Annotated in this window: 21 protein-coding genes and 2 tRNA genes; 4 read left to right on the forward strand and 19 right to left on the reverse strand. The window is 69.6% G+C overall.

Annotated elements, in window-relative coordinates; genetic code table 11:
• Position 1: 1 nt before the first annotated feature.
• Together IPK24_16775 and tdh are read right to left on the reverse strand one after the other, a co-directional pair.
• Positions 2-1,195, reverse strand: coding sequence for a glycine C-acetyltransferase (locus IPK24_16775; protein MBK8077171.1), 1,194 nt, complete (start codon positions 1,193-1,195; stop codon positions 2-4).
• A gap of 46 nt (positions 1,196-1,241) precedes the next feature.
• Positions 1,242-2,291: an L-threonine 3-dehydrogenase gene (tdh, locus tag IPK24_16780; GenBank protein ID MBK8077172.1), complete on the reverse strand. Its 1,050-nt coding sequence runs from the start codon at positions 2,289-2,291 to the stop codon at positions 1,242-1,244.
• Positions 2,292-2,512: 221 nt separating this feature from the next.
• On the opposite strand from tdh, the gene IPK24_16785 reads away from it, so the two are divergent.
• Complete coding sequence (locus IPK24_16785; GenBank protein ID MBK8077173.1) at positions 2,513-3,391, forward strand: hypothetical protein; 879 nt, start codon at positions 2,513-2,515, stop codon at positions 3,389-3,391.
• An 18-nt stretch (positions 3,392-3,409) separates the two neighbouring features.
• Positions 3,410-4,609, forward strand: coding sequence for an MFS transporter (locus IPK24_16790; protein MBK8077174.1), 1,200 nt, complete (start codon positions 3,410-3,412; stop codon positions 4,607-4,609).
• Here the strand turns inward: IPK24_16790 and IPK24_16795 are convergent.
• A complete protein-coding gene (locus IPK24_16795) occupies positions 4,587-7,226 on the reverse strand; it encodes a valine--tRNA ligase (GenBank protein MBK8077175.1) in 2,640 nt (879 codons plus the stop codon). The genes IPK24_16790 and IPK24_16795 overlap by 23 nt on opposite strands.
• A gap of 173 nt (positions 7,227-7,399) precedes the next feature.
• Here IPK24_16795 and IPK24_16800 point away from each other — a divergent pair, with 173 nt between their 5' ends.
• Entirely contained in the window at positions 7,400-7,966 is a 567-nt protein-coding gene (locus tag IPK24_16800; GenBank protein ID MBK8077176.1) for a hypothetical protein, read from the forward strand.
• Here IPK24_16800 and IPK24_16805 read toward each other — a convergent pair.
• From IPK24_16805 to IPK24_16850, 10 genes are all read right to left on the reverse strand, one after another.
• On the reverse strand, positions 7,905-10,193 hold the full coding sequence (locus IPK24_16805) for an EAL domain-containing protein (GenBank protein MBK8077177.1): 2,289 nt from the start codon (positions 10,191-10,193) through the stop codon (positions 7,905-7,907). The genes IPK24_16800 and IPK24_16805 overlap by 62 nt on opposite strands.
• A gap of 91 nt (positions 10,194-10,284) precedes the next feature.
• Positions 10,285-11,061 (reverse strand): SDR family oxidoreductase, encoded by a 777-nt coding sequence (locus tag IPK24_16810; GenBank protein MBK8077178.1) that lies wholly within the window; start codon positions 11,059-11,061, stop codon positions 10,285-10,287.
• On the reverse strand, positions 11,058-13,370 hold the full coding sequence (locus IPK24_16815; protein MBK8077179.1) for a bifunctional diguanylate cyclase/phosphodiesterase: 2,313 nt from the start codon (positions 13,368-13,370) through the stop codon (positions 11,058-11,060). The genes IPK24_16810 and IPK24_16815 overlap by 4 nt, the downstream gene beginning before the upstream one ends.
• A gap of 149 nt (positions 13,371-13,519) precedes the next feature.
• A complete protein-coding gene (gene clpX / locus IPK24_16820; protein ID MBK8077180.1) occupies positions 13,520-14,800 on the reverse strand; it encodes an ATP-dependent Clp protease ATP-binding subunit ClpX in 1,281 nt (426 codons plus the stop codon).
• 145 nt (positions 14,801-14,945) lie between these two features.
• A complete protein-coding gene (locus IPK24_16825; GenBank protein ID MBK8077181.1) occupies positions 14,946-15,566 on the reverse strand; it encodes an ATP-dependent Clp protease proteolytic subunit in 621 nt (206 codons plus the stop codon).
• Between the two features lie 40 nt (positions 15,567-15,606).
• Positions 15,607-16,248 carry an ATP-dependent Clp protease proteolytic subunit gene (locus tag IPK24_16830; GenBank protein ID MBK8077182.1) on the reverse strand — a complete coding sequence of 214 codons (642 nt, stop codon included), beginning with the start codon at positions 16,246-16,248 and terminating at the stop codon, positions 15,607-15,609.
• Between the two features lie 166 nt (positions 16,249-16,414).
• Positions 16,415-19,021, reverse strand: coding sequence for a serine/threonine protein kinase (locus IPK24_16835; protein ID MBK8077183.1), 2,607 nt, complete (start codon positions 19,019-19,021; stop codon positions 16,415-16,417).
• A gap of 67 nt (positions 19,022-19,088) precedes the next feature.
• Complete coding sequence (locus IPK24_16840; GenBank protein MBK8077184.1) at positions 19,089-20,504, reverse strand: trigger factor; 1,416 nt, start codon at positions 20,502-20,504, stop codon at positions 19,089-19,091.
• A 358-nt stretch (positions 20,505-20,862) separates the two neighbouring features.
• Positions 20,863-21,606 (reverse strand): DUF1361 domain-containing protein, encoded by a 744-nt coding sequence (locus IPK24_16845; GenBank protein MBK8077185.1) that lies wholly within the window; start codon positions 21,604-21,606, stop codon positions 20,863-20,865.
• A 158-nt stretch (positions 21,607-21,764) separates the two neighbouring features.
• Positions 21,765-21,838 (reverse strand) — tRNA-Pro (locus IPK24_16850).
• Between the two features lie 105 nt (positions 21,839-21,943).
• On the opposite strand from IPK24_16850, the gene IPK24_16855 reads away from it, so the two are divergent.
• Positions 21,944-22,017: transfer RNA gene (locus tag IPK24_16855), tRNA-Gly, on the forward strand.
• A gap of 217 nt (positions 22,018-22,234) precedes the next feature.
• Here IPK24_16855 and IPK24_16860 read toward each other — a convergent pair.
• From IPK24_16860 to IPK24_16885, 6 genes are all read right to left on the reverse strand, one after another.
• Complete coding sequence (locus tag IPK24_16860) at positions 22,235-22,690, reverse strand: hypothetical protein (GenBank protein ID MBK8077186.1); 456 nt, start codon at positions 22,688-22,690, stop codon at positions 22,235-22,237.
• Positions 22,691-22,879: 189 nt separating this feature from the next.
• Positions 22,880-23,641, reverse strand: coding sequence for a DUF429 domain-containing protein (locus IPK24_16865; protein MBK8077187.1), 762 nt, complete (start codon positions 23,639-23,641; stop codon positions 22,880-22,882).
• Between the two features lie 503 nt (positions 23,642-24,144).
• Positions 24,145-24,579 carry a type II toxin-antitoxin system VapC family toxin gene (locus IPK24_16870; GenBank protein ID MBK8077188.1) on the reverse strand — a complete coding sequence of 145 codons (435 nt, stop codon included), beginning with the start codon at positions 24,577-24,579 and terminating at the stop codon, positions 24,145-24,147.
• Positions 24,551-24,754 (reverse strand): hypothetical protein, encoded by a 204-nt coding sequence (locus tag IPK24_16875; protein ID MBK8077189.1) that lies wholly within the window; start codon positions 24,752-24,754, stop codon positions 24,551-24,553. The genes IPK24_16870 and IPK24_16875 overlap by 29 nt, the downstream gene beginning before the upstream one ends.
• Before the next feature lie 317 nt (positions 24,755-25,071).
• Positions 25,072-25,713: a DUF998 domain-containing protein gene (locus IPK24_16880; GenBank protein MBK8077190.1), complete on the reverse strand. Its 642-nt coding sequence runs from the start codon at positions 25,711-25,713 to the stop codon at positions 25,072-25,074.
• Positions 25,714-25,921: 208 nt separating this feature from the next.
• Positions 25,922-26,302, reverse strand: a complete 381-nt coding sequence (locus tag IPK24_16885) for a VOC family protein (protein MBK8077191.1) — start codon at positions 26,300-26,302, stop codon at positions 25,922-25,924.
• Between the last annotated feature and the right edge of the window lie 222 nt (positions 26,303-26,524).

Consider the following 26,524-nt stretch of genomic DNA (forward strand, 5'->3'; position numbering starts at 1 on the left):
GTCACCGACCGAGGACGGCGCTCCGGGCCGTGACGAAAGCTGTCACGCAGGCCCGGACGTCGTCCTCGCTGTGTGCTGCGGACAACTGCACCCGAATCCGCGCCCGCCCCGTGGGCACCACGGGGTAGGAGAAGGCGATGACGTACACGCCGAGCTCGAGCATCCGGTCGGCCACCTGAGCCGCCTGCCGCGCGCCGTCCTCACCGGGGAACATCACCGGGGTGATCGGGTGCTCCCCGGGCAGCAGCTCGAAACCCTCGGCCGTCATCAGGTGCCGGAACAGCGAGCTGTTGCGGCGCAGTGCCTCGCGCCCCTGATTCGAGGACGCCGCGAGCTCGAGTGCCTGGAGCGAGCCGGCCACCACGCTGGGCGCGACCGCGTTGGAGAACAGGTACGGTCGCGCCCGCTGCCGCAGCAGCGCGATGACCTCGGCCGGGCCGCTCACGTAGCCGCCGGACGCCCCGCCGAGCGCCTTGCCCAGGGTGCCGGTGAGGATGTCGACCCGATCCGTCACGCCGAAGTGTTCGGGCGTACCCCGCCCACCCGGGCCGACGAACCCGACCGCGTGCGAGTCGTCCACCAGCACCAGCGCGTCGTAGGTCTCGGCCAGGTCGCAGATCCCCGGCAACGGCGCGAGGTAGCCGTCCATCGAGAACACGCCGTCGGTGACGATGCACCGCCGCCGGGCCCCGGACGCCGCCTGCAACCGGGCCTCGAGATCGGCCAGATCGGCATTGCGGTACCGATACCGCGACGCCTTGCTCAGCCGGATGCCGTCGATCAGCGAGGCGTGGTTGAGCTCGTCGGAGATGATCGCGTCGCGCTCATCGAACAGCGTCTCGAACACCCCACCGTTGGCGTCGAAGCACGACGAGAACAGGATGGTGTCCTCGGTGCCCAGGAAGGCCGACAACGCCGCCTCGAGCCGGGCGTGCAGCTCTTGGGTGCCGCAGATGAACCGCACACTGGCCATGCCGAAACCCCACTGCTGCAACGCCTCTGCGGCGGCAGCCTCGACGTCCGGGTGATCTGCGAGACCCAGGTAGTTGTTGGCACAGAAGTTCAGCGCCGCCCCCGAGGAGGTCGTGATCCGCGCCGACTGCGGCGAGGTCAACCGGCGCTCGTGCTTGGTCAGCCCGGCCGCCTCGATCTCGGCCAGCGTGGCCTGCAACTGCTCTCGCATCGTGCCGTACATCGTCAGACTCCCTTACCGCCGAAACGGGATCGCCACCGGAGAACGCTCAGCTCCAGTCGATCAGCACCTTGCCGCACTTCCCCGAGCGCACCACCTCGAACGCCCGGTCGAACTCCTCGGGGGCGAACCGGTGGGTGATCACCGAACCCAGCGCCGTCCGCAACGCAGCGGAGGTCTGCAGCATCGAACTCATGGCGTACCAGGTGTCGTACATCTCGCGACCGTAGATGCCCTTGATGGTGAGCATGTGGGTGATCACCCGGCCCCAGTCGATGGCATAGTCGCCGTGCGGCAGGCCCAGCATCGCCACCCGGCCACCGTGGTTCATCGTCGCCAACATGTCCGAGACCGCGGCCGGCGCCCCGGACATCTCCAGCCCGATGTCGAAGCCCTCCCGCATGCCGAGGCGGCCCATCGCCTCGCGCAACGGCGTGGTCGCCGCGTTGATCACCAGGTCGGCGCCGGCGGCCTTGGCCAGCTCGAGCCGCACGTCGCTCACATCGGTCACCACCACGAACCGCGCCCCCACGTGGCGCACGATGGCGGTGGCCATCACCCCGATCGGCCCCGCCCCGGTGATCACCACATCCTCCCCCGCGATCGGGAACGACAGCGCGGTGTGGGTGGCGTTGCCGAACGGGTCGAACAGCGCCCCCAGGTCGGGGTCGAGTTCATCGGGTTGCACCCAGAGGTTTCCGGCCGGCATGACCAGGTAGTCGGCGAACGCCCCGTCCCGGTTCACGCCGATGCCGACCGTGTTGATGCACAGGTGGCGCCGTCCGGCCCGGCAGTTGCGACAGGCTCCGCACACCAGGTGCCCCTCACCCGAGACCCGCTGTCCGACCCGCACGGCGCTCACATCGTCGGCGACGGCCGCCACCTCGCCGTAGAACTCGTGGCCGATGGTCATCGGCGGCGTCACGACAGAGGCCGCCCAGTCGTCCCAGTCGTACAGGTGCAGGTCGGTGCCGCACAGGCCGGTGCGCAGCACCCGCACCAGCACCTCGCCCGACCCCAAGCCCGATCGCTGGGTGGGCTCGGGGACGTCGAGCAGTTGCAGACCACGGCCGGCGGCCGTCTTCACCAGGGCACGCATCGCACTCCGTCGTGACGTTCTCTCGTGGCCTATCTTCGCCAGCCGCATCGTGGCAGGAATCCGCCCAGACGGGTGGTTGCCGGCGCGTGGCACGCCGCCACGACCGGATCTGCCCAGGTGGGACGGGCCTGCAAGCTACGCTCGGCCTCGTGGCTCGGCTGCTGTTTGCGGAGCAATCCGCTCGCGTCGCAGCCCGCCGAACCTCTCGATCAGCACTCTTAGTGTTCGCTTCACTACTCACAGCACTTGCACCCGCGCTGTCGGTCGCAGCGGCCCCCGGAGCGGCGGCAGCACCTGCCGCACCTGCAGCACCGGCAGCCACCCCGACCCCGAAGGCACTGTCCCTGGACCTCGCGGTCGCCGTCACCGGCACCGTGGCCGGACGCGCCGGTCAGAGCGTTCCGGTCACCGTCACCTGGCGCAACGCCGGCACGACGCCTGCCGTCGGCGTCTCCGTGAGCTACCTGCCCCCGTTGGGCGCCGAGCTCGGTGGCCTGCCGGCGGGCTGGACCAAGGCGGGCCGTAGCGCCGTCCGCACCGAGGCCGGCATGGCTCGAGGCGTCAGCCGGTCGGCAACCCTGACCGTCACGATCGGGGCCGCCGCCAAGCCCGGACTTCTGGTCGGCGGCGCCGCCGAGGTCCGCCCGGGCGTGGGGGTCGACAGCAAACCCGGCAACAACCAGGCGACCAGCCGGATCCGGGTCCAGGCCGGCCCCTCCCCCTCGCCCAGTCGCACCCCGACCCCCACCCGCACCCCCAGCCCGACCGCCAAGGTCACCACGCCGTCCGTCACGCCCACCCGCGCGGCACCCACCACCTCGCGCGGGGCGGTCGCGGCACCCGCCTCGACCAGGACGGCCCGCGAGCCGGCGCTGGCGCCGAGCACCTTCGTGGTGCCGGCCCGCACGACCTCGCCGAAGCCGGAGGTCGTCCAGGTCATCGACTCCGGCGGCGGCACCACCGCGGCGTGGCTGCTGCCGACCGTCGGGGCGATCGCCTGCTTCACCAGCGCCGGCTTGGTCGGCATGACCCTGCGGCGGCGCCGGGCCGCCGAACGCGCCCACGCCGACGAGGTGCGTCACCTGCAGCAAGTCCTCTGACCTGATGCGTGCGACCTGATGCGTTCTCGGCTCTGGCCCCTGTACGCCGGCGGGCTGCTCGGTCCGTTCGGCGGCGCCATGGTGACCACGATGCTGCCGGAGTTGGCCGAAGGGCTGCACACCTCGTTGGCCACCGCCGCCTCCTCGCTGACCGTCTACCTGGTGCCCTTCGCGGCGATCATGCTGGTCAGCGGCACGTTGGCCGAACACTGGGGACGTGCCCGCACCATCCGTTGGGCCTACCTGGTCTATGCCCTGGCCTCGCTGGCGTGCGCCCTGGCCCCCACGGCGGCAACCTTCCTGGGCGCCCGGGCGATCCAGGGCGCCGCCAACGCCTTCACCACTCCACTCCTGGTGGCAGCGATCTCGGACCTCGTGGGTCCCACTCGCCTGGGGCGTTCCCTCGGCGTCTTCGGCGGCATGCAGGCTGCGGGGCAGGCCTTCGCGCCGTTGGTCGGCGGTATCGCCGCCGCCCTCGACTACCGATGGGCGTTCGTCTCCGCTGCCGCAGCGGCAGCGCTGCTGGGCGCCGTCCCGCCTGCCGATCAGGCGCCGACCCAGTCGGCCACCACGGCCACCACGGTCACCGCGGACACCACGGACGACGCGGCGTCGCGTCTGTTCAGCGCCGCGCGCTGGCGTCCCCTGGCCAACCGGCGTCTCGCCCTGGCCTGCTCGGTGGCCTTCGGCCTGTACCTGACCACCAGCGGGCTGAACCTGCTGTCGGCGCTGCTCGCCCACGACCGATTCGACCTCGGCCCGGACCAGCGCGGCCTGGTCGTGGCCTCCTTCGGCCTGGCCGGTCTGCTCACCGGTCCCCGGTTCGGTCGCCTCGCCGATCGGGTGGGCATGACACGCTTCGGCGTGGTGGTGAGCCTGCTCTTCGCCGCTGTGGTCGCCGCAACCGCCTACACGCCGTCCGTCGCCCTGCTGGTGCTGGCGGTGGCGGCCGGGGGCGCGGCGTCCACCGCGGGGCGCCTGACCAGCACCACGCTGGCCGTCACCAGCACACCCGGCAACCGCGCCGGGGCGACGTCGATGACGTTGGCCTGGCAGTTCCTGGGCTCGGCGCTGGCACCGGTCGCCCTGCTACCGCTCTACCACCGCAGCGTCGGGTGGGGCTTCGCCGCCACGGCCTCCGGCGCCGTCCTGGCGGCCGTCCTGCTGGCCGGCGCGCCGGGCCTGAACCGAACCCTCAGGCGGTCGGCAGCGCGCTGAGCGAGGCGGTGATCCGCGCCACCTCGGAGGTGGCCTTGGCCGCACGCTCGCGAATCGTCGCGACCACGGTCGCCGGGGCCTTGGCCAGGAACTGCTCGTTGCCCAGCTTGGCCCCCGCGGCCGCGAGGTCCTTGGTCGCCGCGGCCAGGTCACGCTCGAGCCGCTGCCGTTCGGCGGCGACGTCGATCGCGCCGTGCAGGTCGAGGTCGACGTGCACCGAGCCCGCGGTCAGCGTCGAGGAGGTGGCGAACCCCTCGCCCTCGAACTCCAACGCCGCGAGCGCGCGGATCTCGGCCTCGTGGGTGGCCAGCGAGGGCGCGAGCCCGCTGATCCGGGCCGGCACCCGCTTGCCGGGTGGCAAACCCTGGTCGGAGCGGAACCGGCGCACCTCGGTGACCAACTCCTGCAGCGCGGCGACCTCGGCCTCGGCCGCGGTGTCCCTGCGGTCGGCGTCGGGAGCCGGCCAGGCGGCGATCACCAGGGACTCCTCGGCCGAGGCGCCCCGGGTCAGTTCGGTCCACAACGCCTCGGTGACGAACGGGGTCACCGGGTGCAGCAACCGCAGGACGACGTCCAGCACCTCGCCGAGCACCCGGCGCGTGACGTCGGCGGCGGGCCCGCCCGCCTTGAAGGGCAGCTTGGCCAGCTCGAGGTACCAGTCGCAGACCTCGTCCCACACGAAGTGGTAGAGCGCATCCGAGAGCTTGGCGAACTGGAAGTCCTCGTAGTCGGCGTCCACCTGCGCGGTCACCGCGGCCAGCCGCGACAGGATCCAGCGATCGACCACCGACAGGTCGGCCGGCTCCGGCAGCGGCCCGGCCACCGTGGCGCCGTTGAGCAGCGCGAACCGGGTGGCGTTCCACAGCTTGGTGGTGAAGTTGCGACTGCCCGCCACCCACTCCTCGCCGATCGGGACGTCGGTGCCCGGGTTGGCGCCACGGGCCAGGGTGAACCGCAGCGCGTCGGCGCCGTAGGCATCCATCCAGTCCAGCGGGTCGACCACGTTGCCCTTGGACTTGCTCATCTTGCGGCCGTGCTGATCGCGCACCAGACCGGTCAGGGCGATGGTGTGGAACGGGGCCACACCGTCCATCGCGTACAGGCCGAACATCATCATCCGGGCGACCCAGAAGAAGATGATGTCGTAGCCGGTGAGCAGCACATCGGTCGGGTAGTAGCGGCGCAGGTCGGCGGTGTCGTCGGGCCAGCCCAGGGTCGAGAACGGCCAGAGCGCACTCGAGAACCAGGTGTCCAGCACGTCGGGGTCCTGCCGCCAGCCGTCGCCGGTGGGCGCCTCGTCGTCCGGCCCGAGACAGACCGTCTCGCCGGCGGGACCGTAGTAGACCGGGATCCGGTGGCCCCACCAGAGCTGGCGCGAGATGCACCAGTCGTGCATGTTGTCGACCCAGTCGAAGTACCTCGAGCGCATCGTCGCCGGGTGGATCGCCACCCGGCCGTCGCGCACGGCGTCCCCCGCGGCCTGGGCCAGCGGGCCGACCTTGACGAACCACTGCAGCGACAGCCGCGGCTCGACCACGGTCTGGCAGCGCTGGCAGTGCCCGACGGCGTGGGTGTAAGGCCGCTTCTCGGCGACGATGCGACCCTCTTCGCGCAGCGCGGCGACCACGGCCGGGCGGGCCTCGAACCGGTCGAGCCCCTCGAACGGGCCGTGGGTGGTCACGATGCCGCGCTCGTCGAGCATGGTGATCGAGGGCAGGCCGTGCCGCTGACCGATCTCGAAGTCGTTGGGGTCGTGGGCCGGGGTCACCTTGACCGCGCCGGTACCGAACACCGGGTCGACATGGGCGTCGGCCACGATCGGGATCTTCCGGTCGGTCAACGGGAGCGAGACCTCGGTGCCGATCAGGTGCTGGTAGCGCGCGTCGTCCGGGTGGACGGCGACCGCGGTGTCGCCGAGCATCGTCTCGGCGCGGGTGGTCGCCACCACCACCGAGGACTCCCCCTCGCCGTAGCGGATCGAGACCAGCTCACCATCGTCGTCGGAGTGCTCGACCTCGATGTCGCTCAACGCGGTCTGGCACCGCGGGCACCAGTTGATGATGCGCTCGGCGCGGTAGATCAACTCATCGTCGTACAGCTTCTTGAAGATCGTCTGGACGGCGCGCGAGAGGCCCTCGTCCATGGTGAACCGCTCGCGGGACCAGTCCACCCCATCGCCGAGCCGGCGCATCTGGCCGAGGATCTTGCCGCCGTACTCGTGCTTCCACTCCCAGACCTTGGCGACGAACTCCTCGCGGGAGTAGTCGTGCTTGCTCTTGCCCTCGGTCTCGGCGAGCTGACGCTCGACCAGGGTCTGGGTGGCGATGCCGGCGTGGTCCATGCCGGGCAGCCACAGGGCGTCGTAGCCCTGCATCCGCCGGCGCCGGGTGAGTGCGTCCATCAACGTGTGCTGGAAGGCGTGCCCGAGATGCAGGCTGCCCGTCACGTTCGGCGGCGGGATGACGATGGTGTAGGTCGGTCGCTCCGAGGTCGGGTCCGCGGTGAAGTACCCGGCGTCAACCCAGCCCTGGTACAGCGCCCCGTCTACCTCCGCCGGTGTGTAGGTCGGCGGCAGGGTGGTCACGGGGCGCGCAGGCGCGGGGACGGTCTCGGACATGCCCTGATTCTACGGACGTGGCACACCGGTCGGCGCACGCGACCCCCCACCCGCATATGACTCAATGTCACGAATGACGTACGCATTGCAATAGCCGCGCGGGTATGTGAATCTCCCTCATCATGACCGAGACAGCTCCCTCCCTGTCTCAGTCCTCACCTGGCCTTGCCACAGTGCTGGATGACGACTGGGAACTCACCATCACCCTGTCACTGGCCCCAGACGCTGTCGAAGCGCTGTGGCCGATCTATCGGGACGCCTTCGACGCACTGCAGACGCAGGCAGCGCAGCGTCACCTGATGACTCGAGCCGAGTTCGATGACCTGATGACCGACGAGCGGGTCGACAAGCTCGTGATCACGGATCGACGAGCCGACCGGGTCGCCGCGCTCAGCATCATGACCAACCGCTTCGAGGCCGTCCCGCTCGTCTCGCCGGAGTACTTCAGGGCGCGCTGGCCGCAGGAGTTCCACGATGGCCGCGTCTGGTACGTCGGGTTCGTCGCGATCCCGCCCGCTTACCAGGGCAGCCGCGCGATCGGATCGATCATCCGACACGTGGTGGAGCAGGGCGGGACACTGGGCGGCGTCTTCGCGGTGGACATCTGCGACTACAACACTGAGGTCCATCGGCTCCCCGAGGCCATTGGACGACTCGGCCGGGCCTTTCACCCAGGCGTCACGAGTACCCGCCTGGATGCACAGGTGTACTGGGCCTACGAGGTGCCCCCACGACCGTAGCGGGCGTCCACCCGAAGTGGTCGCTCGCGAAAGCTGTCGCGTTGACTGCCTTGCCCCACAGCCACCCCTGGCCGCGCTGAACCCCGAGGTCACGCAGGATTCGATACTGATCTTCAGTTTCGATGCCCTCGGCCGTAACCACCAGGTCGAGGGAACCCGCCATGGCGACGATGGCTCGCGCAATGGTCTCGTCATGGTCGTTCTGCCCGATGTCCCTGACAAAGGAGCGGTCGATCTTGACACCGCAGACGGGCAGCTGACTGAGGTAGCTCAACGAGGAGTACCCCGTGCCGAAGTCGTCGACGGCCAACCGCACCCCGAGCCCTCGCAGATGCTCCAGCATCTCGAGTGCCCTCGTCCCGTCGACCATGAGGGCGGACTCGGTCAACTCCAGCGTGAGGCACGAGGGCGGTATCCGAAGTCGCTCCAGGGCTGACTCCACCGTGTCGAGCAGTCGATCGCCGACGAGTTGTCTCGCCGAGACGTTGACCGAGATCGTGAAGCCGTCGTCGACGATGCCCGCGCCTCGCCAGTCGGCGACCTGCCGCAACGACTCCAACAGCACCCATTCGCCGAGCTCGTTGATGAGGCCGGTGTCCTCGGCGATCCCGATGAACTCGGGTGGGGGGACGGCACCACGCACCGGGTGGTCCCAGCGCACCAGGGCCTCTGCCCCCGCCACCGTGGCGTCCGTCATGGAGACCAGCGGTTGGAACGCCACCCAGAGCTGTCCCTGGGCCAGAGCCGTCCGCAGATCCACCTCGGTCTGCACGCGCTTGCTGACCGATTCACGCATCTTCGAGGCGAACAGCGTCCATCGGTTGCGACCGTCGGCCTTGGATCGGTACATGGCCACGTCGGCGTCGCGCAGCATCGCCTCGACGCCCGCTTGGTCGCCACAACACACCACGCCGATGGAGGCCGTGGTGAACAGCTCGAGTTCCGGCAGATCGAACGGCTCCCGCAGAACCTGGAGGATGTCCTCGGCCATCGCGGTGCCACGACTCCGGTCACCGTCGCCCAGGATGACGAACTCGTCGCCGCCGATGCGGGCCACCGTGCCGTTCAGCCCGACCAGGCTCTGCAGCCGGTGGGCCACCTGCTTCAAGAGCAGGTCACCGGTCTCGTGACCCCAATGGTCGTTCACGAGTTTGAAGTCATCGAGGTCCAGGTAGATGAGCCAGAAGGCCGCGCGGGCGCGATCACCGGCGAGCCGCGCACCGACCGATGACACCAGGAAGGTCCGGTTCGGCAGGCCGGTCAGCGAGTCGTGCATCGCCGCGTGCAGCCACTCGGCCTGGGTCTCGGCGAGCCGCCCGACAGCCGACACCGCACGGGCGACCAACGCGATGGTGAGCAGTGCACTGAGAATGACGGCGATGAACCACCCGCGATCGATGGCCCGCGTCGCGGACAACACCACGAACGGCGCGACAAGGGCCGGCCCGATCAGGCTGAGTCGCATGAAGGACCACGGCTGGACGGGCTGGGAGACGATCTCGGCCATCCGAGCCATGCTCGGGTGCAGGGCTGACATGCCGAGTGCCACGAACCCGAGCAGGAATGGCAGGTCCAAGACTGCGGGCCCGACCAGGCGTCCCTGCGCACCGATCACGGCATATCCGAGATCGCCGACGAACAGCATGGAGGCAGAGAGCGCCAGCAGGCGGAAGCTGCTCAAGCGGATGGCGGTGGAGAAGGCGAGATTGACGATGACGAAGAGCACCAGGACGTCGATCACCGGGTAGAGCCCGGCCAGCACCGAGATCGCCAGCGGACGATCCACGATCCGGGCCGCGGGCAACGACAGGTACTGCACCGCAGGGGCAGCCATGCCGAGCGAGACGATCAGGCCGTCGATGACGGCGTTGCGGTCCAGACCACCGCCCACGCGGAGCATCAGGACGAGTCCGCCGATCATCATCCCGTAGGCGCTCAACGTGAACAGGTCGGCCGTCAGCGCTGCGACGCCCGACCTCTGGACAGCCCATGGTCGCGCGATGATGCCGCAAAGAAACAGCACGGTACTCGCCGTGAGCAAGCGCCAGGCCAACGGTCGGGCGGACCTGTTGATCCGTGGCCCCACCGCGGTGGCCAGCGCGGTCGTCACGCCGACGAGCAACGCCGAGGCAGAAGCGACCGCCGAACCGGGGAAGACGGCAAAGGCCACGCCCATGGCGACGCCTGCCGTCCCGAAGCCTGCGCTCAGCGCACCCGGCTTGATCACCCGAGTCTCCCCTCCGATCCCGGGACGTCGACCTGTCGCTACCTGGATCGGCCGATGAGACGCGCGGCCTGAGCCCTGAGTGCCCGCGGGTTCAGGCGCCTTCGCGCGCCACCAGGTGCTGGGCGGCCTGCGCCCTCGGGCGCACCACGAGCAGGTCGATGTTGACGTGGTGCGGTAGGTCGAGCGCCCAGCCGATGCACTCGGCCACGTCGTCGGCACTCAGCGGGTCGCGCACCCCCGCGTACACCGAGTCGGCCTTGGCGGCGTCGCCGCGGCTGCGGTTGAGCGAGAACTCCTCGGTCTTGACCATGCCCGGAGCGATCTCGATCACCCGGATGGGCTCACCCACCAGTTCGAGCCGCAGGGTGTGAGCCAGGGCGCCCTCGGCATGCTTGGCGGCGCAGTAGCCGCCGCCGCCGGGGTAGGCGACGGTCGCAGCGGTCGAGGTCACGAACAGGACGTCGCCGCGCCCGCCGGCCCGCAACGCCGGCAGCACCGCCTGGGTCACCCGCAGCGACCCGAGGGTGTTGACCTCGAACATCCGCTGCCAGTCGGCGACACCACCGGCTTCGACCGGCTCGAAACCGATCGCTCCCCCGGCGTTGTTGACCAGGGCGTGCACCGCGCCGTCCACGCCGGGCGCGGCTGCGGCGATCCGGGCCACGTCGGCGTCGACCGTCACGTCCGCGACGCAGATGTCACAGCCCGTCTCCGCCGCGAGCGCCTCGAGCCTGTCGCCACGGCGCGCCACGGCGAGCACCGACCATCCCGCCGCTCGCAGCCGCCGCACGATCGCAGCCCCGATCCCGATGCTGGCTCCGGTGACGACGGCACGCAGCGGGGTCACGGCGGCATTCGAGAGAGTCATGACCGCATGATGCCCGATCGCTCGACATGTTCCGCCGTCCAGCGCGTGACCCATGCCGTGAGCTCCTGCGCCGGCATCGGTGCGGCGAAGTGAAATCCTTGCAGCACGTCGAACCCGAGGCGCACCAAGGCCTCGGCCGTCTCGGCATCCTCCACGCCCTCGGCGACCGTGCGCAGCCCGAGACCGTGGGCCATCGCGTTCGTCGTGGCGACGATCATGTGGGTTCGATGGTCGGTCAGCAGCTGAGCCACGAACGACCGGTCGATCTTCACCTCGTTCACCGGCAACTCGCACAGATAGGCCAGCGAGGAGAAGCCGGTGCCGTAGTCGTCGATGGCCACCTGGTGGTCGTGGCGGCGGATGTCGTCGATCATCGCCCGGGCCCGGTCGGGTTCGGCCATGAACGAGTCCTCGGTGACCTCGACCACGATCGAGTTCGGGGGGAGCCCCGCCGAGGCGGCATCGTGGAACAGCCGAGCCAGCACGGGACCGCTGAGCAGCTCGGGCGGCGCGATGTTGACCGCGACCACGAACGAGCAGCCGCGGTCCTGCCAGCGACGGGCATCGGCGATCACCTGGCGCACCACGACCTCGGACAGGGCTGCCATGAGCCCCGCCCGCCGTGCGGTGGGGAGGAACGATCCGGGGGCGAGCAGACCATCGGACGGGTGTCGCCACCGCACCAGGGCCTCGACCCCGCACACCTCCCAGGTGCCGGCAGCGATCTGAGGCTGGTACCAGAGTTCCAGCTGCCCGGAGGCGATGCCGTCGCGCAGCTCGGCGGCCAGGCGCAACCGATGCCGGGAGAACTCATCCCGCTCGGGGTCGTAGATGGCCACGGACCCCCGGCGCTCCTTGGCCTGGAACAGTGCCACGTCGGCTCGGCGCAGCACGGAGCCGGGCTCGTCGTCCGGCCGGACACCGGCCACGCCGACCGACCCGCCGACTGCCAGCTCGAGACCATCGATGCGCACCGGCTTGGCCAGGGCAGAGAGCACGTCCCGGCCGAAGTGCGCCGCGGCGTCCGGCGAGAGCCCGGGCAGCAGCACGCCGAACTCGTCCGCACTCAGCCGGGCCGCCACGGCATTCGGCGGCACCAGGAACTCCAACCGCGTCGCCATGGTGCGCAGCAACAGATCACCGGCGGCGTGCCCCAGACTGTCGTTGATCTCCTTGAACCCGTCGAGATCGACCAACATCAGCGACCACGGTGCGGTGGTGGCCAACTCGGCTCGCACCCGGGCCATCAGACCCCGGCGATTGGCCAGACCCGTCAGATCGTCGGTCTGAGCCAGCCGAAAGGCCTCCGCCGCGAAACGGGCCTCACGCAACGCCAGCAGCAACCGCGCCCCTGCCGAGACGAGGGTGACGACAGCGGGGGCGACGACCCACACCCGTGCCTCACCCGCGGGCTGGAAGACCAGGACGACGACCGCGATCCCGGCGGCGAACACCACGCCCACGCCACCGGAGACGCGTCCGAGTCCGGCCACGCCCCACGGCGAGGGCGGCCGACAAACGCTGTCCACGAGCAGGACGAAGCCGGCCACCCACAGCAGCCCAGGCACCATCCCGTACGAGTAGGTGCCCTCGGACAGATTGACGACCAGACTCGTGTCGGCGGCCATGAGCAACAGCAGGGCCACCAGCAGCTCTGCCGTCGCTGCCGACCGGGGCCGCTGACGCAGCACGATCTGGCCACCGACGAGGACGATCAGCACCACGTCGAGCAGCGGGTAGAGCAGCGCGACGAGCAGCGGCACGCCCTGGCGTCCGAACGCCGGCGCGAGCGGGGTCACCAGCAACCCGCCGGCCAGAGCGCCGGCCCCGCCGCCGATGACGATCACCTCGAGCCAGGTCGAGGCCGCCGCGGCAGCCCGTGCCGGGACGTCGCGCAGCAGGGACGCGGCGATCCCCGCGTAGGCGGCCAAGAAGATGATCTCGCTCGGTGAGGGGAAGGTGGTCTCGGAACCGGTGCCCACCGTGAGCGTGGTCGAGCCGGCGGCCCACAGCAACACGCCCCCGGCCAGCAGCAGGAGCCCGATGCGCCGGGTGGGCCACACGATGATGCCGCAGAGCAACCGCACGATCAGGAGCGAGAACATCCCGCCCACGGCCACGCCGGCAACGGCCCCCGACACGGTGCCCTCGGGGGCGAGTGACGCGAGGACGGCAGCCCCTCCGGCCGACAGGAGCACCCACGCGGCGACGCCGAGCCATCCGAGGACCCGCGCGGCACGATCGTGTCCCGGCCCGGCACCCGGCAGGGGCGGGTGGGCGGCTGCGGAACGTCGAGGTCGTGGCAGCATCGCCCGCGGCGTCCCTTCGTGATCCCGGCCCAGGGAGGCACCCGCCGAACGGTAAGCGGAGCTCGTAGAGACTCTCGGATCGCGAAGAGGGTGACCTGAGGATTCGAGACGCAGATCAGCTCGAGCAGCAGGTCACGTCGAACCGCAGGTCACGCCGACTTCTCGCGCGGCGTCCGGGGCTTGCGCACCGGGGCCTCGCGCGGTACCAGCGTCGGGTTGACGTTGTTGAGCACGACCTCGCGGGTGACCACGACTCGGGCCACGTCGTCCCGGCTGGGCACGTCGAACATCACCGGCAGGAGGACCTCCTCCATGATGGCTCGCAGGCCACGCGCACCGGTGCCGCGCAGGATCGCCTGGTCGGCCACGGACTCGAGGGCGTCGTCACTGAACTCGAGCTCGACGCCGTCGATCTCGAACATCCGCTGATACTGCTTGACCAGGGCGTTCTTCGGCCCGGTCAGGATGGAGACCAGCGCGTCACGGTCGAGGTTGGTCACCGTGGTGATCACCGGCAGGCGGCCGATGAACTCCGGGATCAGGCCGAACTTCAGCAGATCCTCGGGCATGACGTCGGAGTAGGCCTCGGACTCCTCGCGCCGGGTGTGCAGCTGGGCACCGAAGCCGATGCCCCGCTTGCCGACCCGCTGCGAGATGATCGTCTCGAGACCGGCGAAGGCGCCACCGACGATGAAGAGCACGTTGGTGGTGTCGATCTGGATGAACTCCTGGTGGGGGTGCTTGCGCCCACCCTGCGGCGGCACGCTGGCCGTCGTCCCCTCGAGGATCTTCAGCAGGGCCTGCTGCACGCCCTCACCCGAGACGTCCCGGGTGATCGACGGGTTCTCGCTCTTGCGAGCGATCTTGTCGACCTCGTCGATGTAGATGATGCCGGTCTCGGCCTTCTTGACGTCGTAGTCGGCGGCCTGGATCAACTTGAGCAGGATGTTCTCGACGTCCTCGCCGACGTAGCCGGCCTCGGTCAGCGCCGTGGCGTCGGCGATCGCGAACGGCACGTTGAGCATTCGGGCCAGGGTCTGGGCCAGATAGGTCTTGCCGCAGCCGGTGGGGCCGATGAGCAGGATGTTCGACTTCGCGATCTCGATCGGGTCCTCGCCGCGTCGCGACGGTTCGCCGGCCTGGATGCGCTTGTAGTGGTTGTAGACCGCCACCGCGAGCGACTTCTTCGCCGGCTCTTGCCCGACGACGTACTGCTCGAGGAAGTCGAAGATCTCGCGGGGCTTGGGCAGCTCGACCAGGCCCAGCTCGCTGGCCTCGGCCAGCTCCTCCTCGATGATCTCGTTACAGAGATCGATGCACTCATCGCAGATGTACACCCCAGGGCCGGCGATCAGCTTCTTCACCTGTTTCTGGCTCTTTCCGCAGAATGAGCACTTGAGCAGGTCGCCACCGTCACCGATGCGTGCCACGAGGTGTCCTTCCCGATTGCCGGTTACTACCCATGGGCGCGTTGCTACCCATTGAACGCCACCCCGGGCCTGATGTCAGCGGATATCCCCGGTCGATGGACCGAGCGTGTCAGCCGAGGGCGAACGGGGCAACGGTGACGCACCGTTACGACGGTGTGGTTCCCTTACGGCTCGCCAGCACCTGGTCGACCAGCCCGTACTCGACGGCCTGCTCGGCGGTGAGGATCTTGTCGCGCTCGATGTCGGTACGCACCTGCTCGACCGTGCGGTTGGAGTGCTTGGCGAGGATCTCCTCCAGCCACTCACGCATCCGCTGTACCTCGTTGGCCTGGATCTCGATGTCACTGGCCTGGCCGTAGTCGCTGCCGGCGAGGGCGGGCTGGTGGATCATCACCCGGGCGTTCGGCAGGGCGAGCCGCTTGCCCTTGGTGCCGGCGGCGAGCAGGACCGCGGCCGCCGAGGCGGCCTGACCGAGGCAAACGGTCTGAATGTCCGGCTTGATGTACTGCATGGTGTCGTAGATCGCGGTCAGCGCCGTGAACGAGCCACCGGGCGAGTTGATGTACATCGTGATGTCGCGGTCGGTGTCCGCCGACTCGAGCACGATCAACTGCGCCATGATGTCGTCGGCCGACGTGTCGTCGACCGGTGCGCCGAGGAAGATGATGCGGTCCTCGAACAGCTTGTTGTAGGGGTCCTGGCGCTTGAACCCGTAGGCCGTGCGCTCTTCGAACTGCGGGACGATGTAGCGACCCGTGGGGTTCATCTGCCCTGCTCCTGTCGTCACGTGAGTCGGCGAGAGTTGGTCAGTTGGCGTTCGCGCCGGTGCCGCCGCCGCCGCTGACCTGGCCGGCCCGGCTGACCACGTGGTCGACCAGCCCGTATTCCTGGGCCTGCTCGGCGGTGAACCAGCGGTCGCGGTCGGAGTCCCGCGCGATCGTCTCGACGCTCTGACCGGTCTGCTCGGCGATCAGGGTGGCCATCTGCTTCTTCATGTGCAGGATGAGCTCAGCCTGGATCTTGATGTCGCTCGCGGTACCGCCGATGCCACCGAGCGGCTGGTGCATCATCACCCGGGCGTGCGGCAGGGCGTAACGCTTGCCCTTGGCCCCCGAGGAGAGCAGGAACTGACCCATCGAGGCCGCCAGGCCCATGGCCACGGTGGCGACGTCGTTGGGGACGAACTGCATGGTGTCGTAGATCGCCATGCCCGCGGTGACCGAGCCACCGGGAGAGTTGATGTAGAGGTAGATGTCCTTCTCGGGGTCGTCCGCGGTGAGCAACAGCATCTGCGCGCAGATCGCATTCGCGTTGTCGTCACGCACGTCGGAACCGAGGAAGATGATCCGGTCCTTCAGCAGCCGCTGGTAGATGTGCTCGTCCAGGCCGAATCCCGACTGGTTGCCCCGGGCGAGGCCCGCACCCTGCGGCACGATCAGGTCGCTCACGAAGTTCTCCGCTCCCCGGCTCGAATGAACCCCACCGACGGCACTGCCCCGAGGGGCTGCGACGTCGTGGGGCGGGCGATGGGTACCGCCCGGTTCTTGCCGACACTAACGCGAGCATCGCCACCAATTGATCCCGGCCCGAGCCGTGTTCGCTCTCGGCGCACGTTCAGCCGCTCGGGAAGGCCTTGGCGCAGTTGGCCTGAGAGCGCCCACCGTCGCCGCTGCGGTCGACGGTCAGGACGCACAACGGCTTCATCACCGCCCCGTCCGGCCAGGTGACCACGCCCGAGCGGATCGCGTAGTCGTTGATGGCCCCGGAGACGGCCACGTCGCGCACTTTGCCCGCGGTTCCCGCCGTCACTGCTGATCCCGCTGCACTCGGCTCGACCGCCGCGGCCCCGACCGCCACCGCATCCCAGACCAACGAGACGTGATCGCCGAGCTGAACTGCCGGCGTCCCGCAGGCGCCGAGGTCGCGGCGCGCCGCGTTGAGCAGTCTGGCCGCCTCGCCGTTGGGGTTGCGCCCGGCCCGCTGCACCAGCTCGGCGCACTGGGTGCCCTTCTTGAAGTAGGCCAACGGCCAGGGCGCCCGGACGGCGGCCCGCGCGGCATCGTTGGTCATGAAGCGGTTCACCGAGTCCCCGCCGACCACCAGGTCAGGCCCGGCCGCGCCACACAGCCGGGTCACGGCATCCGCGAAGGGGCCGAACGTGTTCCAGCGATCGACGAAGACCACGGCGGTCGACGGGCTCGCCCCGGTGCCGCTGCGACAGACCGACCGCGGGATCGCCTCGGGTGCCGAGACGATCCGGGCCGGCCCGGCGGCGGTGCGAGGGTTCGACCGCGCGGAGTTCTGGACGTCGCGGGCGAACGAGGTGGTGTAGAGGTCACCGGCGTCGGGCACGTGGTAGACGAGCACCTCGCGCGAGGCGGTGGCGGGGGTGTGCGCAGCGATGAAGTCGATGGCGGCGTCGGCCTGGTTCTGATTGGGAACCGACAGCTGCAGATAGCCGGGCCGGTTCACGAACGGCAGCCCTGGCCCATCGTCGTCCGAGGTGAGATTCGGTGCCACGAAAGGGATTCCGGCATCGAGCAGGTCGTTGAAGGCCTGCTTGGTGACGTCCCGGCTGTCACCGCCACCGACGGCCACCACCCGGCCCAGTTGGGCGCGCTTGGCCGTGATCAGCCGGACGACGTCGCCGGTGTGGCGCATGTCGGCACCGGCGTCGGCGATCACCACGCGCAGCCGGCCACCCAGGTCGGCCCGCCGTTGCGACAGCCGCAGGGCCTGCAGCGCCTGGCGCTCGGCGTCGTAGTCGCGGCCGTCCTGGCAGGCACCAGTGGGTGTATAGGCCGGGCAGGACAGCGAGCCCAGCCAGACCACGGTGAGGTCCTTCGGGCCGTACGGCGTGCCGACCGCTGCCCGGTTGGCGGCGAAGATCTCGTTCTGCAGGCGCAGGGCTGCCGGGTCACGGCCGAAGCCTGCGGTGGCGACGACCGGCAGGCCGACTCCGTCGGAGAAGCCGAAACACGCACCGTCCGATGCGGATCCGGCGGCGGAGAGCTCGGCACCGGCAGGCACCTGCAGGCAACTGGACGCCGCTGCGGCGACCGATCCCGGATCGCGGTTGCGCCAGGCCTGCACGCCCAGCCCACCGCCGGCCAGCACCACTGCGGCGGCGAGTGCTCCGGCGAGCACCTTGCGACGCTGGCCCGAGGTGACGGGGGGCCGGTTGGGTGGGATCGACAGCGGCGGACTTGTGGGCGGAGTCGTGGTGGACGGAGACGACAGGGGTGCGACCACCGGGGCCACCGGCGGGTTGGGCACCGCCGGCATCGTCACCGCCGTGGGGGCCACGACAACGGTCGGCGCCACCGGCGGCGGGGCGATCGGCGGGGCCGCCGTCGCCGGGGTCGCCGGGGTCGCCTGTGTCGCCGGAGTCGGCGGGGCGACCACGGACGGCATCGGGACGGTCGGCATCGGGTGTGCGCCGACGTCCAGGCCGGTGAGCAGTTCACGCGCAGTCGGGCGGTTCGCGGCGTCCCGATCGAGGCACTCGGCGACGACGCCGGCCAGGTGCGGGTCGGCGATGGCCGACAGGTCGGGCTTGCCGCCGATGATCATCGGGGTCTGCCCGGTGAGCAGGAAGTGCAGCAACGCGCCGAGGGAGTAGATGTCGCTGGCAGGGGTGGCGCGATCCCCCGCGATGCGTTCGGGCGCCATGTAGCGCGGCGTCCCGATCACCTGGCCGCTGCCGGTCAGGCCGGACTCCTCGGCGGCCTTGGCGATGATGCCGAAGTCGATCACGTGAGGGCCGTCCTGGTCGAACACCACGTTGGACGGCTTGATGTCGCGGTGCACATAGCCCGCGGCGTGGATGCCCTGCAACGCCTCGGCCAGGCCGAGCACCACCTGCCGGGCCTCGTCCGGTGCCAGCACGCCGTCGGTGTCGACCCGCTCCTGCAGCGAGCGCCCGTTGATGAAGCGGGTGGCCATCCAGGGGCTCGGCGCATCGGCGTCGAAGGAGGCCACCCCCGGGGAGTAGACCCCGCTCAAGCGGCCGGCGGCCTCGATCTCGCGGCGGAAGCGGTCGCGGAACTCGGGACTGCTCGCGAAGATCGAGTGCACCACCTTGACCGCGAACCGGCGGCCGCCGGGCGACAGTCCGAGATAGACCTTCGCCATCCCGCCGGTTCCCAGGACGCCGCGCAACCGGTACTCACCGATCTGGTGCGGGTCGTCCGGGCCGAGCGGGGTGAGGTCCGGATCCATCCCGCGATCACCCCCAGCAGCCGTGGTCCGTCCATCCGGGGTGAATCACCCCGGATGGGCGCAAAGGCTACTTGGCGACAGGCTCGTCGGGAACGAACCCACCGATGTCACTCAGCGAGACGGCGCTCGGGTCGGCCGCACCGGCCGGGGCCGGCTCGTCGTCGCCGATCGGCTCGAGGGCCTCGAGCTCCTCGCCCTCGGCGTCCTCGTCCTCGTCGGCCTCGAAGAGAGCCGCCAGGTCGACGACGTTGCCAGAGGCGTCGGTGACGGTGGCCTTCTGCAGGATCACGGCCAGCGCCTTGCGGCGGGCCACCTCGGCGACCATGGCGGGCACCTGACCGGCCTCACCCACGGCCTGCATGAACTGGTTGGGGTCCATGCCGTACTGCTGGGAGGCCTGCACCAGGTACTCGATCAGCTCGCGCTGACCGACGTTGACGTCCTCCTGCTCGGCGATGGCGTCCAGCAGCAGCTGGGCCTGGAGTGCCTTGCGGGCCTCGGCGTCGACCTCGGCGCGGTGCTCGTCGTCCTCGAGGCGTCCCTCGCCCTCGAGGTGGTGGTGCACCTCGTCGGCGATCACGGCGTCCGGCACGGGGATGTCGAGGGACTCGAGCAGCTGCTCGACCAGCCGCTCACGGGCCTGGATGCCCTGGTCGAAGACCTTCGCCTGGGCGGCCTGACCGCGCAGGTCCTCGCGCAGCTCGTCGAGGGTGTCGAACTCGGAGGCGAGCTGGGCGAAGTCGTCGTCGACGACGGGCAGCTCACGCTCCTTGACACCCTGCACGGTGATCGTGACGTGGGCGGTCTTGCCGGCCAGCTCGCCGCCGGGAAGCACGGTGTCGAACGAGGTGGTCTCCTCGGCGGACAGTCCGGGCAGCACGTCGTCCAGGCCTTCGACCAGCCGACCGGTGCCGACCTGGTACGACAGGCTCTTGGCAGCCTCGACCTCCTCGCCGTCCACCGCGATGGCGATGTCGAGGGTGATGAAGTCGCCGTCGGCGACCGGACGATCGACCGCCATCAGGGTGCCGAACCGCTCGCGCAACGACTCGACCCGCTCGTCGACGTCGGCCTCGGTGACCTCGGCGTCGTCCACGGTCACGGTCAGCGCGTCGAGGTCGGGCAGCGTGATCTGGGGGCGGACGTCGACCTCGACCGTGAACTTCAGGTCACCGTCGGTGCCCTCGGGGACGTCCGTCACCTCGACGGTCGGTCGGCCGAGCGGGCGGACGTCGACCTCCTGGACCGCCTTGGCGTAGAAGTCCGGCAGCGCCTTGTCGACGGCCTCCTGCAGGACGGCGCCGCGGCCGACCCGCTGGTCGATGATCCGCGGCGGCACCTTGCCCTTGCGAAAGCCGGGGATGGCGACCTGCTGAGAGATCGTCTTGTACGCGGCGTCGACGCTGGGCGCGAGCTCCTCGTAAGGGACCTCGACGGTCAGCTTGACCCGGGTCGGGTTGAGGGTCTCGACGGCGCTCTTCACGACAGATCTCTCCTGCGGACGGTGGTGGGGGTAGGGCTGGGTGGAGCTCGATCATCAGGTGGTGCAGCTGGGCGCGCGAGACGAGCCCTCGAAACGGTCATCGTAGCCGCCCGGTGAGGGGGCGCCGTCCGCACGGGGTGGGCGCTCCCCCGCACGGTTCAGCATGACGTCGCTCTTCGGGGTTCCCGTACCTCGGATCGCGTCCCCGCCCCCACCTTGATCACGTTGAAGATCACGTTGAGCGAATCGTCGACGTTCCCTGCGAGCGAGTCCTCAACGTGATCTTCAGGCGTGCACGAAGTCCTCACCGTGATCTTCAACGTGATCATGGACGGCGAGTGCCAGGCCTCCGGTCACGTCAGGACGCGCGATCCGAGGCGTCGACGTCCGCGGCGCCGTCCGCCCGCACCAGGTTGGCGAAGGCGTAGAGGGTCAGGTAGACGGCCGTGGTGAACACGATGAAGCCGAGCACCAGCAGCAGCGACTCCCGGCTGCGGGCGAGATCACTGAAGGACGTGGCGACGGCGTGTAACAACGAGGACGGCGCGGTGACGACGTCCCACGAGTTCCAGCGTTCGATGCGCCCGAGGTAGATGCCGTAGGCACCCAGGGTGATGGCCGCGCCGCTGACGGCCCATCCGGCACGGCTGCCGGCAGCGCGCCGGACGCTCGCCTGCACCAGGTAGAGCGAGACCAAGCCCAGCAACAGCCCCGTGGCGGCCACGGCGAAATAGAGCAAGGCGTCGAACCAGAGCGGGACGCCGCTGCTCGGGGCGAGATGGATCAGATCGGTGACCAGGTAGGGCGCGTTCGGGAAGAACGCCAGCCAGACTGCGCCAGGGATGGCCATCGTCCACCACGGGGCCGCGCGCCTGCTGAGTGCATCGACGGCCCAGGCCAGGGGGAACGGAACGGCGGCCAGGAAGAGGTTCCAGGCCAGGAACGTCGGGGACCAGCCGCCGAGGCGAGCGCGCAACACCAACATGGCGGCGCAGCCGACGAGGGCCATGACCAGCGCGGCGGCCATCAACCAGCGGCTGGTTCCGACGCGACGGGAGGGGGCCGCGGGCGCCGCTGGGTGCTGATCGGTCGTTGTCGCCACGAATCCACCATCGCATGACGACCACAGTCGATGGTCGGGGTAGCCGGAACCACCGTCGCGGTCAGCTCGTGCCTCGCTGCACGCTCCGGCTCCCATCATCACCGCTCCCCGACGCATGATGGCCCGCTCCGGCTGACGCCGGGCGGGCCATCAGTGAGTCGGGGTAGCCGGATTCGAACCGACGGCCTTCCGCTCCCAAAGCGGACGCGCTACCAAACTGCGCCATACCCCGGTGTCGCCCGAGTCCGAACCACGTGGGCATCGGGGGCGAGCACGCACTAGGCTACGCCGTCGAGGCCTGTACCTTCGACGAGGTTCCGTCGGGGGACGGCGTCACGCGGGTGTAGCTCAATGGTAGAGCTCCAGCCTTCCAAGCTGGTCATGCGGGTTCGATTCCCGTCACCCGCTCCAGGACATCACTGCAGGTCAGGGCTTGCGGGCATCGGCTCGAGGGCCCGTTGAGGATCGCCTACGTGCCACAAAGGGTCCCTTTCGGTCCCTGAGCGCGCTGAGTAACAGCCTCCAGCGACCGTGTTCCGCTCGGCATCCGCACACCTTCCTGATGGAGGTGTCATGGCCCGAGACCGCGGGCCGGTGTCGACCTGGGCGATGCGCAGCTCGACAGCGATCAGTGGCAACCCTCGCTGAGCCAATCATGTGTCCGCCTGTGACGGCCCAACCCGAGGGTGTCGAACTCGTCCTTGCCTCCGGCAGCCACCACCCCGATCTGTCGGAGCGCTTGGCTGATCGGCGAGCCGGGCCACTCGCCACCACCTTGGCGAACCCACTGAACAGCACCCCGATGGAGCACGGCGGCGGACTGTTCGCCTTGGCCGCCGAAGAACTCGGCCTCCACGTAGGCAACCGGCCCCTGGTGCGAGATCCTCTTCAGGTGTTGCAGCAACTCATCATCGAGGTACTCGAACATGACCAGCTCCGATGGCGTGGCGACGCCCCGGGGGCCGGCCTGGTCGCGACTCGTCCAGGGCAGTAACGCAAAGGACTGGTCCAGGGCCACGACGGGAGACTGCAAGCTGTCGCCCAACTCGGTCACGGTTGGCCCGCCGCCGATCACAGCGCTCAACTCAAATGCCACAGCTGCAGGGTAGGCGAAGCGCAGGGCAGCGGAGCGCGACCGAGGCGCTCGACGCCTACCCGGTGGGCCGGGGCAAACGGCTGCTCAGGACGCTGGCTTCTCCGCCGAGGTCGACCCCACGCCCCGCGCGGGGCATTCCTCTGTCCAACGGCCCAACCCGGAAGGCACTCTCCGCCGCTAGCTCGGTGGCGTCCTGACGAGGGTCGACAGGGGCTGGGTCGGGAGGGCGATCCATCCCTCGCGCGTGGCCTGCTCACGCTGAAGACCGGCGGCTGGGGTCGTGGTGAGCCCGAGTTTGTGTGCACGGGCGGTCAACGCGGCGATGACAGCGTCGAGTGCATCATCGGACCGGACGCAGAGGTCGCTCGAGGTACCGAGGTCCAACCAGGGCGCGGCGGCCAGGAGAGACGCGATCAGCTGCTCCCGCACCCGCTGGTTCTCGACCCGCTTGTAGCCCTGGTGTGGCAGTTGCCAGATCTTGAGCGATGCAGCGGGATAGACCTCCACGACGACGCCGCTGCCGGATCGATCGACGGGGCGACCTTCGTCGGCAAGGCGAGCGAGGATTCCGGCCGCTCGCATGGCGGTCAGGGCGATGCGATCCGCGGCCACGCTGAGCGGCGTCACCCCGCACACGAGGTGCACCTGCCGATCGGTTGCTCGGTTGGCCAGTCGTCGACGCCAGTCCCTGCCGATCACGTCCACGGGGGCGACAACGTGCCCGTTGTGATGAGCCTGAAGGAACGCCACGAAATCGTCCGGCCAGCCCAAGGGGCAGTCAATGCCGAGAACGTCCACACCGGCAATCGAGTTGAGGATGTCGTCATCATCGGCACCCAGCAGCACGGACGAGACCACGGCCCTGCCCGCGGTCCACGTGATGGTCGCTGTCGCCGTCTTGGCTGGCTCCGTCGCCAGGTCAACGCCGGCTGTGATCACAGAATCACCTTAGGTCGTGCCGCGTTCGCAGATCCCAGACCACCGCATTCCGCGCCCGTGCCGCTCTCGCGGTCCGCGCACCACGTGATGAAGCGGTGCAATCACATGCACGGCCAACCGCGCGTCCCGGGACTCAATCGTCCGCTCATGCCGCTTGCGGCTGGTCGCCACCCGGGGCATCAGGAGCCGTCAATGAGCTGCGGCCGGTGACGCGGAGATCACGGCCGTGTTCGGTGGACTCGACTCGCTCGCAGGGCAACGCTTCGGCCGCGCAGGGCCTCGCCCGCGGCGCGGCGTACCGCTCGGTGGCGGGTTTCGACCTGACGTTCACAGGTGCCGAAATCGGTAGGCGTCGTGTGGGCACTGACGGATCGCCGCATCCAGGCCGCGGTGGAGACGGCCCACCGGGCTTCATCCAGGCCGGCCGCGCCGAGGCAGACTCCGACTCATCGTGTGATCGAAACGTGAGCCACGGGGCGGGTGGTCTTCCGGCCTCAGGGTGGTCAAGCCGTGATGAGCCGCAGCCCGCTGCGTTCCGTGATGTCGCTGTAGTCCTTGACGTTCAGCGTGGCCAAGGGAAGCCCCTCCGCCAGGCAGCAGGCAGCGTTCCAGGTGTCGTTGGCAGGCGACGTTCTCCCGAGACGACGGCCCTCGGCCGACAAGCGCCCCCAAATACGGGCCACCTCATCGTCGTAACCCAGGCGCGGCACCATGTTGATCCAACGCTCGAGGCTCGCACGACGAGCAGATCCCCAGCCACGAAGGATCACCCACTGCTCCAGCTCAGCCAGAGTGACAAAGGTGATGCACGGTGACATGCCTGAGATTCGGCGCAACATCGACCCTGGCAAGGTGCGCTTGTGAAGACGCGAGACGACGTCCGTGTCCAGCACCACGAACTCGGCGGCGTCAGGCACCGTCCACCCGACGGGCCGCATAGGTGAACTGAATGAACTCCTCGACCTCGGCGTCGGACTCCCACGCCCCGTCCAACGCGTAGGTGTCAGCCGACTCGATCGGACGCGTCCCGCGTTCGCGGGCCTGTTCCTCGAGCGAGGGGCGACGTGGTGAGGCGACGCGGCCCACGGACGCCACAGTTTCTGGCTCGGTCATCACACTCCCCTTTCTCAACCCTGCCAGTGTGCCTCACGAGCCGCGAGTCGTCCTCCGACGGGCGAGGCGTCATAGGTTGCCGGCTCGCGCTGGAAACGTGCCATTCCGGTCCCTGAGTGGTCCCTGGGTACCGCCAACAGCGGTACCCAGGGGTCCACAACGGACAAGATCACAACGTGTTGGTGCAGGTGAGAGACGTTTCGACCAGATCGTCGCCACCCACGCGGCTGGCTTCCAAGCTGGTCATGCGGGTTCGATTCCCGTCACCCGCTCCAGGACATCACTGCAGGTCAGTGCTCCAGACCAGTCAGTCCGTTTCACGACGATCGGTGGAGCTCGCCCACACGGGTACCGGTGGAACGGGTGGCGCTGATGACCGCACAACCGACCCCGATCGCTCCGAACACCGTGACCGCGAGCAGCCGTTGCAGCAGGCCGCCGTTGGCGACCTGGTCGACCGGCGTCGTGCCGCTGAGCATCGCGGCGCATCCGATGAAGAGCGCGAGGTTCAGCCCGAGATAGCCTCGGACCACAGGTGATGCTGCCCTCCAGAGCAGGGTCGCCATCAGCAGCGGGATCACGAACATGCCGGCGCCGATCGGTCCGCCGCCGTGTCGGGGATCCGGCAGCGGGAAGACCCCCGCTGCGATGGCGGCGGCACCGGTCGATGCGACCGCCAGCGCGGTCAGTCTCGACCGGACCACGGGAATCGGACACCAGCGAGGGGCGACTGCCAGCCCGTACGCGGCGACCACAGCCAAGACCCCGGTCGAGATCGCACCCAGGTTGAAGACCATCGCCCGGATCGAGTCACCGACCCCGAGGTCGCTGGCCGCCTGCTGCCGGAAGCTGTACCCGGGCGTGAGTACCCCGACCACGCCCTGAGTCAGGAAGTAGAGCACCGGGACGCCGATACCCAGGCTCAGGGCGGCGCGGTCGAACCAGCGGGGAGAGGGCATGCCGTCACGATAGGGAGCGGACGGCATCAGGATCATCGGGGATCACCCTGATCGAGCCCTGACGATCCACTGATGTCGCGGCCGGTCGGCGGGCGCCCGTCCTGATGTACCGAGCCGACGACGACGCCCTCGAGGAGCCCGACACGTCGGCAGCCCTGCATGGCCCCAACTGATCGAACAACGCACAATGGCTCGAGAAGCCGATCGACTACACCGCCGCCATCCGACGCCGCAGCAAGCAGAACTCATGGCCCTCCGGATCGGCGAGCACGTGCCACGACGCGTCGGCAGGCTGCCCGATGTCGACTCGGCGGGCGCCGGCCGCGAGCAACCGCTCCAGCTCGTCGTCCTGGTCGCGGTCGGTGGCGTTCACGTCGAAGTGCAGCCGCAACGTGCCCCGCTTGGGTTCGCGGGTCCGGATGAAGACGATCGTGGGCTGCGGCCCACCGAACCCTGCATCGGGTGGTCCGATCTCCAGGGTCGCCTCGTCGCGTTCCAGTTCGACGTAACCCAGGACCTCACACCAGAACCGGGCCAGCAGCTCCGGATCGTGCGCGTACAGGACGAGTTCGGTGATGCGGCACGCCATGGCCTCACGGTAACCACTGCCGAACGACACCGCCGCACAGCGCACCAGACGAAGGGCACCAGCCGCGCACGATGCGCCGTGAACGCCAGGTAGGTCTCCCCCAGGCCGGCGATCAGGGCGCGCCCTCGAAGCGCATCCGATGCACGAGCGCTGCGAGCACGACAACGAACGAGGCACCCAGCGGCAACAGCAGGATCGCCCCGAGGCCGTACCGGCCAAGGA

It is taken from the genome of Kineosporiaceae bacterium, assembly GCA_016713225.1.
In the GTDB taxonomy this organism is placed as follows: Bacteria; Actinomycetota; Actinomycetes; order Actinomycetales; family Kineosporiaceae; genus JADJPO01.

Coding starts and splice junctions, on each gene's coding strand:
- IPK24_16775 (MBK8077171.1), bottom strand. CDS start 1,195: ATGTACGGCACGATGCGAGAGCAGTTGCAGGCCACGCTGGCCGAGATC.
- tdh (MBK8077172.1), bottom strand. CDS start 2,291: ATGCGTGCCCTGGTGAAGACGGCCGCCGGCCGTGGTCTGCAACTGCTC.
- IPK24_16790 (MBK8077174.1), top strand. CDS start 3,410: ATGCGTTCTCGGCTCTGGCCCCTGTACGCCGGCGGGCTGCTCGGTCCG.
- IPK24_16795 (MBK8077175.1), bottom strand. CDS start 7,226: ATGTCCGAGACCGTCCCCGCGCCTGCGCGCCCCGTGACCACCCTGCCG.
- IPK24_16810 (MBK8077178.1), bottom strand. CDS start 11,061: ATGACTCTCTCGAATGCCGCCGTGACCCCGCTGCGTGCCGTCGTCACC.
- IPK24_16815 (MBK8077179.1), bottom strand. CDS start 13,370: ATGCTGCCACGACCTCGACGTTCCGCAGCCGCCCACCCGCCCCTGCCG.
- IPK24_16825 (MBK8077181.1), bottom strand. CDS start 15,566: ATGAACCCCACGGGTCGCTACATCGTCCCGCAGTTCGAAGAGCGCACG.
- IPK24_16835 (MBK8077183.1), bottom strand. CDS start 19,021: ATGGATCCGGACCTCACCCCGCTCGGCCCGGACGACCCGCACCAGATC.
- IPK24_16870 (MBK8077188.1), bottom strand. CDS start 24,579: ATGCGGCCCGTCGGGTGGACGGTGCCTGACGCCGCCGAGTTCGTGGTG.
- IPK24_16875 (MBK8077189.1), bottom strand. CDS start 24,754: ATGACCGAGCCAGAAACTGTGGCGTCCGTGGGCCGCGTCGCCTCACCA.
- IPK24_16880 (MBK8077190.1), bottom strand. CDS start 25,713: ATGCCCTCTCCCCGCTGGTTCGACCGCGCCGCCCTGAGCCTGGGTATC.
- IPK24_16885 (MBK8077191.1), bottom strand. CDS start 26,302: ATGGCGTGCCGCATCACCGAACTCGTCCTGTACGCGCACGATCCGGAG.